We start from the raw sequence: 13,769 nt of genomic DNA on the forward strand, positions 1-13,769 counted from the left end.
AATGACATCATACTGTCATCATTCCTTCATCTAGTTTTGGTTAAATCCGCAAACGTTTTCATCGCTTGGATGGGAACCCACACGCCTATGGCTAGGCTTATGATGACAATCCGCCAAGATCGGAAGGAAACCCCATTGAACGTCAGTGAAACCACGCTCAGTGAATCGACCATTTCAGACCCACGCGCAGTAGAGTACCAATGGGTACGGACACTGTATGTGGAAGGGTATAACCCGCAAGAGATAAACCACTACATCCGCACCTGCTTTGGCGGTGATGACGTGTTTGCCGATCTGTTTCGCAAAGTCGCGCTCTCTCAAGAAAGCGTCTATGTGCTGTTGCAATACGTCGGCTGCGCCCCTTCAAACCGAGAGTTCTAGAGCCACTTCTCAGCTCCATGTAACTACTGGCGCACCTTTCAGATAAATATGCTCCGTTGCTCGCAGTGATTCTCAACACTACTATGCGGGATATTATCGGTCGCTATACTGCCTCTAACCTATTCATTTATCTTGAATTTGTCCTATAAAAAAACCCGAACAAGTTCGGGTTTTGGTTACAAAAACTGTTAGAAGTAAAAATAGTAAGGAATCTTGCTAACAGCCAGCTATGCGTAACGCCAGGACTGCTCTTCGCTTAACGGATCGGCGGCCAAACCAAGAATGTTAAGTGAAGAAACAAAATGGGCGACCTCGCGGTCGCCCTTATCGTTCTTATTAGCCTTTCACACCACCGGCGGTTAATCCTCCGACCAACCAGCGCTGCGCAAGTAAGAATACGATGGTTATTGGTAATGCGGACAACACTGCTGCCGCGGCAAAATCACCCCAGAGGTAGTTTTGCGGGTAGAGATATTGCTGCATACCAACCGCTAACGTGTAAGAGTTTACATCAGAAAGCAGTAACGACGCCACCGGAACTTCACCCACAACCATGATAAACGAGAGGATGAACACCACCGCAAGAATCGGCACAGACAATGGCAGTAGAACCAATCGGAACGCTTCCCATGGCGTTGCACCGTCAAGCGCTGCCGCTTCTTCTAGCGAGCCATCAATGGTTTCAAAGTAGCCTTTGATGGTCCAAACATGCAGTGCGATACCACCGAGGTAAGAGAAGATCAAACCACCGTGAGTATTCAAGCCCAAGAATGGGATGTACTGGCCGAGCTTATCAAACAGAGCGTAGAGTGCCACCAACGCCAAAACGGCTGGGAACATTTGGAAGATCATCATCGCTTTCAAGATGGTGTTCTTACCTTTGAACTTCATTCGGGCAAAGGCGTACGCCGAAGTAGTCGATAGACACACAATCAAAATAGATGAAATGCCCGCCACTTTGACCGAGTTCCACAGCCAGGTTAACACTGGGAACGGTGGTGGTGTCACGCTACCATCTGCGTTGGTGACCGAGAAACCCAGTGCGAGTTTCCAGTGCTCCAACGATGGATTATCTGGAATGATGCTACCCGTTGCGAAGTTACCTTCGCGGAATGAGATAGCGACGATCATCAACAGCGGGAAGATAATTAGCGATAGGAACGCCCACATTGCAATGTGTGTTGCCCAAACGCGGTATTTTAATGACTTACCTTGTACCATAGCCATAATGAGCCTCCTTAATCTTGAGCAACTTTCGTGACACGTAGGTTGAGTAGCGCAAGTGCACCCACCAATAGGAAAATAAGCGTCGCGATGGCACTCGCCAGACCGAAGTCTTGACCGCCTGCACCTTCAAACGCGATGCGGTACGTGTAGTTCACCAGTAGGTCGGTGTAGCCCGCCGGCTCGGAGGTACCAATCATGTTTGGACCACCTTGCGTCAACAGCTGAATCAATACAAAGTTATTGAAGTTAAACGCAAAACTTGCGATGAGCAGCGGTGTCAACGGCTTGATCATCAATGGCAAGGTAATCTTGGTAAAGTTCGAGACGAAATTGGAACCATCAATCGCAGACGCTTCGTAAAGATCGTCTGGAATCGCTTTCAATAGACCCATACACAAGATCATCATGTAAGGGAAACCAAGCCAGGTGTTGACAATAAGAATCATCATTTTCGCCATAATCGGATCTGAGAACCAAGATGGGCTGATACCGAAGAAGGCCTCAAGCACCATGTTCACTTCACCAAAGCTTTGGTTAAACAAACCTTTGAAAATCAGGATAGAGATAAACGCAGGCACCGCGTAAGGCAAGATAAGCAGCACACGGTAAATCGCGCGGCCTCGTAATGCTTCCCACTGAACAATGCTGGCGAGGATCAAGCCGATGATGACGGTTAAGCCCACGCTGACCGCTGAAAAGACAACCGTCCAGATGAAAATACTGATAAACGGTTCTTTGATGCCGTCGTCTTTCCAGACACGCTCAAAGTTGTCAGTCCCTATGGTGACGATAAAGCCCGGCGAGACAGTATTACCGACAAACTGCCCCTGCTCATCCACCGGCTGATAGAAGCCGACATCCATGTTCGGGCGTAGCATTTCACCAGTACGGTTGTTGTACAACGCCTCGCCATCCTCTTGCAGGGTGTATAGAGGAACCACGGCAGCAAACTTACGTAAACCGCTCATGCGGATGTCTTCACCGCTCGGTAAATGCAAGTCTAAGCCATTGAGCACCGGGCGGTTTTGAATAATGGTTTTGATCGCTTCAGGTTCGCCATCCACATTGGTGACAGGCGTGAGATCCATGTCCGTTGTGGTGACATTGGCCAAATCAAACTCTTGCGTCACGAGCAGCTGTTCGCCATCTTCAATCGCGATTTTATGCCCTGTTCCCGTGTTGTAGAGAGAGAAGGAGTAGCTCTGACCACTTTGGTAGGTTCGATCAAGCAGAACCGTTTGCGCACGGTCGAAGGACAATTGGTTTTTCGCACTGTAGTTTGTAAATGCAAGACCGATTGTGTACGCCAAAGGAAAAAGAATGAAAAGGATCATCCCCGCGATACCTGGATAGATATAGCGGTGGGCGTAGGTCTTTTTACTACCAAAGATAAACAGTGCGAGCGCGGTAAGAATAACTGTGAGCAGCGCAAACGCCATCTCACCACGAGAATACATTAGAATGGTTGCGTATCCGTTAACGATACCGACACTGCCTAGCAACGCCCATTTGATGAATACGTTTTTACTTGTAGGCAAGCTCGTTGTGGGTGATGCCATGGCATCTGTACCTTGAACTGACTGCATATGAGAACCTGCTAGCGATAAACAAAAAAGAGAAATGAAGGAGGGGTTACCCCCTCCTCAAAAGGTCGAACAATTACTTAGTCATTTGTTTCTCTGCGTCTGCAAGTGCTGCATCCACAGTTTGACGGCCATCAACGATGTTAATGATCGCATTTTTCGCGCTGCCCCAGAAAGCGTTCATCTGAGGGATGTTTGGCATGATTTCGCCGTTCATTGCGTTGTCCATTGTCGCTGCAATGCGTTGGTCAGAATCAAGCTCACGTTGGAACGAGTTCAACGCTACCGCGCCCAGTGGCTTGTCATCGTTCACTTTGCGTAGACCGTCGTTGGTCAGTAGGTAGTTTTCAATGAACTCAACCGCAAGGTCTTTGTTTGGTGACGCTGTGCTGATACCTGCAGTCAATACACCAACGAATGGCTTAGACGATTGACCTTGGAATTTAGGTAGTGTGGCTACGCCGTAGTTGATGCCTGACTTCTCAACGTTACCCCATGCCCAAGGACCGTTGATGGTCATCGCAACATTACCTTGGTTAAACGCAGACTCAGACACAGAGTAATCCATATCAGAAGAGATCACGCCTTTGTCGACTAGGCCTTTAACAAAGTTCATCGCGTCTTTTACGCCTTCGTTCGCGATACCCGCGTCTTTCACGTCGTAACCCGCTGAACCGTATTTGAATGCGTAACCGCCATCAGCCGCCATAAGTGGCCATGTGAAGTACGGTTCTTTTAGGTTCCACATGATCGCTTTCTTGCCGTTTTTCTTCAGCTCAGCGTCTAGTGCTTCCACTTCTTCCCACGTTTTTGGTGGGTTAGGAACCAAATCTTTGTTGTAGATAAGAGACAATGACTCAACGGCGATTGGGTAACCGATAAGTTTACCGTCGTACTTCACTGCATCCCACGCGAAATCAACGATGCCGTCTTTGATTGCTTGGGAAGGCTTGATTTCAGCAAGAAGACCCGCTTCTGCGTAACCACCAAAGCGGTCGTGCGCCCAAAACACAATATCAGGGCCATCGCCAGTAGAAGCCGTTTGAGGGAACTTGTCTTGCAGTGCATCTGGGTGAGCGACGGTCACCTTGATACCCGTATCCTCTTCAAACTTTTTACCAACTTCAGCAAGTCCGTTATAACCTTTATCGCCGTTGATCCAGATGGTAAGTTGACCTTCTTCGATAGCAGCACTTGCACCGAATGAGCCAAGAGCAACAAGAGTACCGAGTGCTACTGCGCTTAGGGCGTTTTTCATGTTCATATCCTTTTTATATTTGTGTTGTAGGGCGTCACCAGAGGATTCGCCGTATTTCGACATATATTTTTAGCCATCGTGACAAGTAACTCATCCTCCTGCTCCCTACGCCCTCCGTATTATGGCCTATTTTCGTGATCACCATCGACGAAGGTTGGCGACCCAAATCACAAAACCAGCCAGTAATGTGATCAGATTCATGCTTACCGCAAGCAATAATTTGAACTCGATCTCGCTACGCCTTTTCCTCCCCCCTAAGCCTCCTCCCCCTCTACTCCCCCTACAATTAATTGTGTCGGGAGGATGTCGGCGTGATCGGTTTCTCGCAAACTACAGACATCCAAGAGTGGATGGTAAGAACCCTTTCCAGCGACGTGTTTTTACGCAATAGCTGGTTGCAATGCCGCAGGGTTTGCTGTGATGGTGCAAGCACGTGATTGTTCAGGAAACTGATTTGATACGGGGGAGACGCTTGTTTCACACGGGGGAAGCAAACCTTAATTGGCTTGATGGGTGATGTGAGCGACTCCGTCACCCATTTTTTCTTACACTCAAGTTCACCTTACCTGAATTCCTACTATTATTGCTTGCCAGATAATTCATATAATGTTGAGCAGTAAAACAAAAATATTGATCGAGGACGAGCTAGATGGCGAGTGTCACGTTAAAAAATGTATGTAAAGCTTACGGTGACGTACTTATTTCAAAGAACGTTGATTTGGAAATCCAAGAGGGCGAGTTTGTTGTCTTCGTGGGTCCATCAGGTTGTGGTAAATCCACCTTATTGCGTTGTATCGCCGGTTTAGAAGACATCACCTCCGGTGATCTGTACATCGGTGATGAGCGAATGAACGAGGTTGAACCTTCTAAGCGCGGCGTGGGCATGGTATTCCAGTCTTACGCGCTCTACCCACACTTAAACCTTTACGACAACATGTCTTTTGGTCTCAAACTGGCAAAAGCGAACAAAGCAGAAATTGATAAGCGCGTCGAGCACGCAGCAGAAATCCTGCAATTGAGCCACCTGTTAGAGCGCCAACCGAAAGCGCTTTCCGGTGGTCAGCGCCAACGCGTGGCCATTGGTCGTACGCTGGTCTCTCAGCCTAACGTGTTCTTGCTTGATGAACCGCTGTCTAACCTTGATGCCGCGCTGCGTGTTCAGATGCGCTCTGAGATTACCAAGTTGCAACGTAAGCTTGGCTGCACCATGATCTATGTAACGCACGACCAAGTCGAAGCGATGACCATGGCCGACAAGATTGTGGTCCTCGATGGTGGTTATGTATCGCAAGTTGGTCAACCACTTGAGCTTTACCATTACCCACAAAACCGTTTTGTCGCTGGCTTTATCGGCTCACCAAAAATGAACTTCATGAGCGTCTTTATCGAAGAAGTGGAAAAAGAGCGCGTGATGGTTCAACTTGCTAACGGCACCACATTCTGGATTCCAGTCGATGGGACGACCGTCAATCGAGGTGAGCGTATGTCACTAGGGGTTCGCCCTGAGCACTTGTTGCCTGCCGGTGAGGGTGACGCCGTGATTGAAGGTGAAGTCAACATCGTTGAGAAACTGGGTAACGAAACCCAAGTCTACATGCACATCGACGCTGCGGATGCGGACATGATTTACCGTCAACCAGACACGTTGGATGTTGATCCGGGAGATACCATAGCGGTTGGCATCCCTGCGCATCGCTGCCATCTGTTCCACAGTGATGGCCGAGCCTGTCGCCGTCTTCACCAAGAAGCGGGTGTCGCGCTCCCTAGCGCTTAAAACCGAGATACCGTTTATTGTCCTTCTGCCCAGCCTTCATCGCTGGGCTTTTTTATGCCTGCCTCACATCTTCTAACCCATTAATCTACAATATTGCAAGTAATTTCATATATTCTTATTGTGGGTATTATACTTACTCAGTTGTATGACTATACTGTTCAATAGTTGGCTAGTGAGAAGAATAAAATGGAAAAGCAAGTTTCCGACATCCGTCGGACTCTGTTGTGTATCATCGCGATTGCAATGGGGCTCAACCTATTGTTGGTCGCGTATGTCACCACGCAGTACGGCGCACTCAAACGTGTTGAAGCGATGGTGGTCGAACAGACGCCTCAGCATTTCGATATGGCCCGTAAGCTCACCGAGATAGAAAGCAGCATTGGTTACCTTGGCTTCATCCACCACTTTAAAAACTACGTCCTCAGACGCGATGACAGCTACTATCACGCGGCCATTGCCAGTTACGAGCAATCACATCAGTTGCTCAGTGAACTGGCGAAGATGCAAACCAGCAACGACCTCTCAACCGAAATTCAGATCCTCTCCAACACCTTAAATGAATACAAAGCCAAACTCGATCTCGCCCGCTCGCTGCCCTATACCCTAACCAGTGCGGAAGTGGATGAGATCGTCGCGGTGAATGATATCGCAGCGGCGACCGCACTAAAATCAATGCAAGACTCACTGGAACCTCACTTAGCCAAAACTGCTGTCGAGGCAGAGAAGGATGTCTATCAATCCATTCGCTACACGTTAGCCTTCAACATGCTGATGATCCCCATCATATTGGGCGCAAGCTTGTATATCTTTAAGACTTCTCGACGCTCGTATCGTTTGGCTCATGAACTCAATGCGATCTTTGATGTGTCGCCTGATGGAATGCTCTACATTGAAGACAACGGCCAAATCCTCTACGCCAACAAGAAGGCTTGCCAGCTGTTTCAATACAGTTTTGAAGAGCTCACCCAGCGTAAAGTCGAAGATTTAGTTTCGCCCGAGCTAAGAGAGAAACACAAGCAATACCGTATCGACTTTATGAACAAAGCCAAACATCGCCGCATGGAGCAGCACCGATCAAACATTCAGGGGATGTCCAAGACGGGCAAGCAGTTGGATTTGGCAGTGGCGATTGCCTCTGGCAGTGACATTAACCAGAACCGAGCCGTGTGTATCGTCCGAGACTTGCAACCAACGCTCGACCTCAAGCAGCGCGCCGAAAAAGATCACCTCACTCAACTCTACAACCGCAGTGTGATGGACGATATGTTGCGCAAAGAGCTACAAAGAAGTCACCGCACTTGCGACCCTCTCTCCGTGTTTTTGATTGATTTGGATAATTTCAAAGCGGTCAACGACCACAAGGGGCACGGAGTGGGCGATCAAGTCCTCAGACAAACCGCGCAATTTCTTCTCAATCATACTCGCGCCTATGACCATGTAGGCCGCTGGGGTGGCGATGAGTTTATTGTCCTTTGCCCGAACTTAACGCCGGCAGACGGTAAGCACTACGCTGAGAGACTACGTGACGCGTTTACCCAGCTTGAGTTCAGTCAGCACCATGACATTACGCTGAGTATCGGTATTGTCACGTCCGATGAGCAGACCCATTACAACTCGAAAAACCTGTTTACCGCAGCGGACAACGCGCTCTACCGTTCCAAAAACGAGGGCAAAAATCGCGTCTACCACATAGAAGATGCCGCAGGTTGGCTGACCAAATGACAAACGAAAGGCGCCTATTGGCGCCTTTCATCTTATATCCCCTAGCTGCGTTTTACTCGCTATCACGCGGCTCTATCGGTTCTTGAGACTTATCCACTGCCACATAGCCGTACTCTTCAATGCGTTTTTTCGCCGCGCTGCTGGTGAGATAGTCGACAAAGGCTTGGCTCTCGTCATCAATCGATTCCGTCTTGTACAAAATGATGAAAGGACGAGCCAGCTCATATTGGCCACTGGCAATATTGTCGTTGTTGGATTCAGTGCCTTCAAACTGAATCGCTTTGACCGAGTTATCAATCGATCCCGTCGAAATAAAACCAATCGCCTGTTTATTGTGGTTAACGATGGTTTTCACCATGCTATTGCTGTTCACCACCAAGTTGTTCGGGCTGATATCAGACACCAAACGGCCTTTGATCACTCTTGTAAGGCCAAGGAGACTTTCAAAACTGTAACGCGAACCTGACGAATCTTCTCGGGTCACCACTGCAATGCGTTGATCCGGGCCACCGACATCTTTCCAGTTGGTGATCTTGCCTTTGTAGATATCAAACAACTGATCGCGCGTGACGTTTTTCACTGGGTTCGCTTGGTTGACTACGACCGCTAAGCCGTCATAGGCGATGGTTAATACAGACAACGACGCGTCGAGCTCACTTTCCGTCAAATAGCGCGAACTCATCCCCAAATCGGCCACGCCTTTTTTCACTAGCGTGATCCCAGCGGTCGAACCGACACCTTGCACCGCAATGTAAGTTTCGGGGTGGGCTTTGTTGTAATCCTCTGCCAAAACATCCATGACACGCGCGACAGAAGTCGAGCCAGAAATATTGACCTCAGCAGACCACGCAGAAAAGGCCACGACTGTTGACATCAAAGTGGTCAACGCAATGCGAAACATAACTTTCTCCAAACAATTAGGCAGATAACAGCCGCTATCATATTTCGATAAGATGACAATTTTGTGAAAATCGATTCAGGCGCACTGTATTCGTAATCGGTCTATGCTTAAGTACTTACTACACAGAGTGCGCATGCATGAGACTTCACGTCATGGAGTGAGAATGGGACTAGTCAGTTTGCTACAAAAACAAGCCCAAAGGCGCGCGGAAATGATCTGTAAGCATCGCAATCAAAGCTTACCCGCTGAATTTGGCAAAGCCAGCTATGAAATGGCTGGGCAAGGTGTGGTGTTCATCAAACAATTCTTTTTACTCGATTCCAACCACTGCGAATACATGTCACCGGTAGCGAAAGTGGATTGGAATGACGACCTCGGCGCTTGGCAGCTCTTTATGCTGTCACAGGAAGACTCTGACCAAGAGAGTTGGACTCCCTACCCCTATCTTCCCCCTAGCCTCGACCTCACCGCCATCATGCGAGAAGTCGATAAAGATCCTAAAGCCGTATTTTGGGACTAAAAAAGGGAGCCGAGGCTCCCTTAACAACACGTATCTTGCTCTTTGGGTTTACGACGCCGGGCTCTCTTGCGTTTCAGGCGCAGCGACCACATCCGCAAAGACTTGAGTCGGTTTGGCAACCAGGCTTCGCGTCTCCTGGTTCACCTCATTGAGCACCACTTCAAGCACATCGCCCAATCGATAAATCACCTCGTTGTCGATGCTCACTGTGCCTTGTTCGCCATCGCACGCGAGGCGCTCTTTGTTGGCGAGAATCAATGAGCCTGGAATAAACGCTGCTGCGCCATTTTCTAGTAGTCTCACGCGTAGCCCAGCGCGAGAAACATCGAAGATCTCTGCATGGAAAGGCGTCGCTTTTTCCACCTCTGACGCCAGTGTGCGCGCATACAACCAATCACCCACATTACGCTCAGCAATTTTATGATGCTTACGGTGCAGCGCAAGCTCTTCACCCACGGTTTCGTCTGCCATTTGTACCGGCGCTTTCCCTAAGATGTGAGCCTTAAGCATACGATGGTTAATCATGTCGCCGTACTTACGAATCGGTGAGGTCCACGTGGCGTATAAGTTTAAGCCCATCGCATAGTGCGGAAGAGGTTGATTGCCAATTTCGCTGTAAGCTTGGTATTTACGAATGCGGTTATCTAGGTAAGAGGTCTCTTGTGCCGCCAACCAGCGACGCAACTCAGCAAAACCTTCTAAGGTCGCAATAGACTCTGCCGTAAAGGGTAGCTCACCTTCTGGGTTAACCAAGTTTACCACGTCCGCGATCTTCTCTGGCTTGAAGCCGGCGTGGGTGTTGAATACACCTGAATCAAAACTCGCTTGCAGCGTTCGACCCGCACAAATATTGGCGGTGATCATCGCTTCTTCTACCAAACGGTTCGCGCAGCGGCGCATATCCGCATGAATGGCAACCACATCGTTGTCTTCACTCAATTCGAAGCGATAGTCAGGACGGTCGGGGAACACAACCGCGTGCGTCTCACGCCATTGCGCACGTGCCAATGAGAACTGGTAGAGATCTTGAACCACTTGCGCAATGGTCTCATCCGGTTGCCAATTGTTGCAGTGGCCGGTCTCTAACCAATCAGATAGCTGGTCATACACCAAACGCGCATGAGACTGAATGTGCGCGGCAAAGAACTGAATGTCATCACCGATCACGCCATCTTTACTTACCGTCACACGACAGCACAGCGCCGGGCGCTGCTCACCTTCAATCAAAGAGCAGAGATCATCGGCAAGATCACGCGGCAACATTGGGATGTTGCGCCCAGGCAAGTAAATGGTAAAACCACGCTCACGCGCGACTTTATCCATGTCACTATCTGGAGTGATGTACGCGGTAGGATCGGCAATCGCGATCGTCAGTTCAAAATCGCCCGATTCCGTTTTCTTCGCGTACAACGCATCGTCCATATCTTTGGTCGACGCGCCATCAATCGTCACAAACGGAACGTCAGTCATATCGACACGCTCAAGGTCAGCGTCGTCTTTGAGTTCCCAGTGGTCGATACCTGCTGGCTCACTGTTGGGCAAGTCATTTTGCGCTAACGTCACCCACCACGGCGCAATTTTGTCGTCTGCATCGGTGATTTTTTGTGAGATTTCAACAAAAAAGCCATTGTCACCCTTGAGCGGATGACGAATTAAGTGAGCAACAACCCAGTCGCCCTCTTTCAAATCATCGCTTTTAATGCCTTTACGCGTTTTCGCTTTCAGAGACAACTTTTTCAGCTGAGGATGATCCGGCGCAACGTTCAGTTTTCCTTTGAACCATTTCACACGGCCGATGAAGCGCGTTAAGCCCTGATCCAATAGCTCTTCCGGTTCAGCGACTTCGCGCTCTTTTTCAGTACGAATGATGGCTTTGACTTTATCCCCATGCAGACATTTTTTCATGTACGGTGGTGGAATAAAGAAGCTGGTCTTGCTGTCGACTTCGAGAAAGCCGAACCCTTTCTCGGTGGCTTTAATCGTGCCTTCTTTTTTCGGAAGGGTTTCTTGGATTTGCTGCTTGAGCTGAGCGAGTAGCGGATTGTCTTGGAACATGGATACATTTCTAAGCAAAAAAATTGCGCACACTATAACATTGCCGCCTCGACCAAACCACCTCACGCCGATGACAAGCGAGCAAAAGCCGCGCAAAGCGCTGAAAAAGGCAGCGAAGATGACGCTTTCATGAACACCCAGTTCAGTTTTGAGAATTTTTTGTGATGAAACTCAAGTTTTTCTGGCTTTTGTTATGTTTTTCAGGAATAATTCGCACCCTTGTTTACGTCCCTAGTGGCTTGATGCGATTTACGACTCATCCGCATCTGAACGGAATCAGCTCTTTCTGGATTGATATTGGAATTGGTAGAGCTCATGGGACCTTTAGTTGAATTAATATAGTAGGATCCCAATGACAGATTCTGTAATCAAGTTTAGTGACTTGTCACTGAACGACGCCATCCTATCCGCTCTAGACGGAATGGGCTTTGTATCTCCAACTCCTATCCAAGCAGCAGCAATCCCTCACCTGATGGAAGGCTCTGACGCACTAGGTAAAGCACAAACCGGTACCGGTAAAACAGCGGCTTTCTCTCTACCTTTGTTGAACAAACTTGACCTTGCTCAGCGCAAGCCTCAAGCGATCGTTCTTGCTCCTACCCGTGAACTGGCTATCCAGGTTGCAGCGGAAGTGAAAAACCTCGGTAAAAACATCCAAGGTCTAAAGGTATTGGAAATCTACGGTGGTACGTCCATCGTTGACCAAATGCGAGCGCTTAAAAATGGCGCGCACATCATCGTCGGTACTCCAGGTCGTGTTCAAGATCTGATTAACCGCGACCGTCTGCACCTCGATGAAGTACACACCTTTGTCCTTGATGAAGCAGATGAAATGCTCAACATGGGCTTTGTTGACGATGTAACAGCGATCATGGAGCACGCGCCTTCATCTGCACAGCGCGTTCTTTTCTCTGCGACTATGCCTCCAATGTTGAAAAACATCGTTGAGCGTTTCCTTCGTGAGCCTGTGATGATCGACGTCGCGGGTAAGAACCACACCGTTGATAAAGTAGAGCAGCAATTCTGGGTCGTGAAAGGCGTAGAAAAAGACGAAGCGATGTCTCGCATGCTTGAAACAGAAGAGACAGATGCCTCTATCGTGTTCGTTCGTACTCGTCAAGATACTGAGCGCTTGGCTGACTGGCTATCTGCACGTGGCTTTAAAGCGGCGGCACTGCACGGTGACATCCCTCAATCATTGCGTGAGCGCACGGTAGATCACATCAAACAAGGTGTGATTGATATTCTGGTTGCGACCGACGTTGTCGCTCGTGGTCTTGATGTACCACGTATCACACACGTATTTAACTACGACATCCCATTCGATGTTGAGTCCTACATCCACCGTATCGGCCGTACTGGCCGTGCTGGACGTAAAGGTAAAGCGATCCTGCTTGTGCGTACTAACCAAATGCGCATGCTACGCACCATCGAGCGCGTGACTAAATCTTCTATGGAAGAGATTCAACTGCCACTGCGTGACCAAGTTGCCCAAGCGCGCCTTGTAAAACTTGGTGAAGAACTTGCTGGTGAGAAAGAGCACAAGTCTCTAGACAAATTTGCGGAACTGGTTGAACAGCTTCAAACCACGCTAGAGATTGACGCAAGCACGCTAGCGGCTATCTTACTGAAACGTCAGCAAGGTAAACGCCCGCTATTCTACATTGGTGAAGACCCAATGGTTGAAGCGATTGAGCGTGACAAGCAACGTCGTAAAGAGCGCCGTGAAGGTGGCCGTGATGGTCGTCGCGAAGGTGGTCGTGAGCGCAACTTTAACACCCAAGATTGGGATACTTACCAATTGCAAGTGGGTCGCGAGCAAGGCGTACAAGTGAAAGACATCGTTGGCGCATTGGCGAACGAGTTGGGTCTAACTAAAGGCTCTATCGGTGCGATCAAGCTAGCTCAAGGCGAAACGTACGTTCAGTTGCCAAAAGCGATGTCTTCTGACACGGCAAGCAAACTTCGCAAGCTGCGTATTCGTCAGAAGCAAGTGGATGCAGTGGTCTGTGATTTTGACGACTTCCGCGAGCCTCGTGGACGTCGTGACGGTGGTCGCCGTGAAGGCGGACGTCGCGAAGGTGGCTTTGGTGGTCACCGTGGTCGTGATGGCAACCGCGAAGGTGGTTACCGTGGCAACCGTGAAGGTGGTCGTGGTCATCGCGAAGGTGGCCGTGATGGCGAGCGTCGCTTCGACCGTAACCGTGGTGGTGATCACCGTGGTAACTACCGTGGCGAACGCGGTCATGGTAAAGCACGTCACTCTGAAGCTTAATCTTCATTGGTTAAATAAGAAAAAGGTACGCATTGCGTACCTTTTTTTGTGTCTTTTGTTGTTGGGATTGGAC

10 protein-coding genes are annotated in these 13,769 nt (G+C 49.1%); 5 read left to right on the forward strand and 5 right to left on the reverse strand.

What is annotated here, in order from left to right:
- Window positions 1–102 precede the first annotated feature (102 nt).
- Window positions 103–381, forward strand: coding sequence for a hypothetical protein (locus AC6R1A_RS16225; RefSeq protein ID WP_500625569.1), 279 nt, complete (start codon window positions 103–105; stop codon window positions 379–381).
- 336 nt (window positions 382–717) lie between these two features.
- Here AC6R1A_RS16225 and malG read toward each other — a convergent pair whose 3' ends face one another.
- The 3 genes from malG to malE all read right to left on the reverse strand — a co-directional run bounded on the left by malG (window position 718) and on the right by malE (window position 4,449).
- On the reverse strand, window positions 718–1,608 hold the full coding sequence (gene malG / locus AC6R1A_RS16230; protein WP_500632637.1) for a maltose ABC transporter permease MalG: 891 nt from the start codon (window positions 1,606–1,608) through the stop codon (window positions 718–720).
- A gap of 11 nt (window positions 1,609–1,619) precedes the next feature.
- The gene (gene malF, locus AC6R1A_RS16235) at window positions 1,620–3,194 is read right to left on the reverse strand and encodes a maltose ABC transporter permease MalF (RefSeq protein WP_500632636.1); all 1,575 of its coding nucleotides are present in this window, start codon (window positions 3,192–3,194) and stop codon (window positions 1,620–1,622) included.
- Window positions 3,195–3,267: 73 nt separating this feature from the next.
- Window positions 3,268–4,449 (reverse strand): maltose/maltodextrin ABC transporter substrate-binding protein MalE, encoded by a 1,182-nt coding sequence (gene malE / locus AC6R1A_RS16240; RefSeq protein ID WP_334551527.1) that lies wholly within the window; start codon window positions 4,447–4,449, stop codon window positions 3,268–3,270.
- Window positions 4,450–5,098: 649 nt separating this feature from the next.
- On the opposite strand from malE, the gene malK reads away from it, so the two are divergent.
- On the forward strand, window positions 5,099–6,223 hold the full coding sequence (gene malK, locus AC6R1A_RS16245; RefSeq protein WP_500629966.1) for a maltose/maltodextrin ABC transporter ATP-binding protein MalK: 1,125 nt from the start codon (window positions 5,099–5,101) through the stop codon (window positions 6,221–6,223).
- A gap of 186 nt (window positions 6,224–6,409) precedes the next feature.
- The gene (locus tag AC6R1A_RS16250; protein WP_500646201.1) at window positions 6,410–7,945 is read left to right on the forward strand and encodes a GGDEF domain-containing protein; all 1,536 of its coding nucleotides are present in this window, start codon (window positions 6,410–6,412) and stop codon (window positions 7,943–7,945) included.
- A gap of 52 nt (window positions 7,946–7,997) precedes the next feature.
- Here the strand turns inward: AC6R1A_RS16250 and AC6R1A_RS16255 are convergent, their stop codons facing one another.
- Window positions 7,998–8,846, reverse strand: coding sequence for a phosphate ABC transporter substrate-binding protein (locus AC6R1A_RS16255; RefSeq protein WP_500630826.1), 849 nt, complete (start codon window positions 8,844–8,846; stop codon window positions 7,998–8,000).
- A gap of 163 nt (window positions 8,847–9,009) precedes the next feature.
- Here AC6R1A_RS16255 and AC6R1A_RS16260 point away from each other — a divergent pair, with 163 nt between their 5' ends.
- The gene (locus tag AC6R1A_RS16260; RefSeq protein WP_500625543.1) at window positions 9,010–9,366 is read left to right on the forward strand and encodes a DUF3024 domain-containing protein; all 357 of its coding nucleotides are present in this window, start codon (window positions 9,010–9,012) and stop codon (window positions 9,364–9,366) included.
- Window positions 9,367–9,414: 48 nt separating this feature from the next.
- Here AC6R1A_RS16260 and rnb read toward each other — a convergent pair whose 3' ends face one another.
- Window positions 9,415–11,421: an exoribonuclease II gene (gene rnb / locus AC6R1A_RS16265; RefSeq protein ID WP_500632368.1), complete on the reverse strand. Its 2,007-nt coding sequence runs from the start codon at window positions 11,419–11,421 to the stop codon at window positions 9,415–9,417.
- 352 nt (window positions 11,422–11,773) lie between these two features.
- Here rnb and AC6R1A_RS16270 point away from each other — a divergent pair, with 352 nt between their 5' ends.
- Window positions 11,774–13,696, forward strand: coding sequence for a DEAD/DEAH box helicase (locus tag AC6R1A_RS16270; RefSeq protein ID WP_487901641.1), 1,923 nt, complete (start codon window positions 11,774–11,776; stop codon window positions 13,694–13,696).
- Window positions 13,697–13,769: the final 73 nt, after the last annotated feature.

Source organism: Vibrio sp. R10-SG3-ISO3 (genome assembly GCF_059834225.1).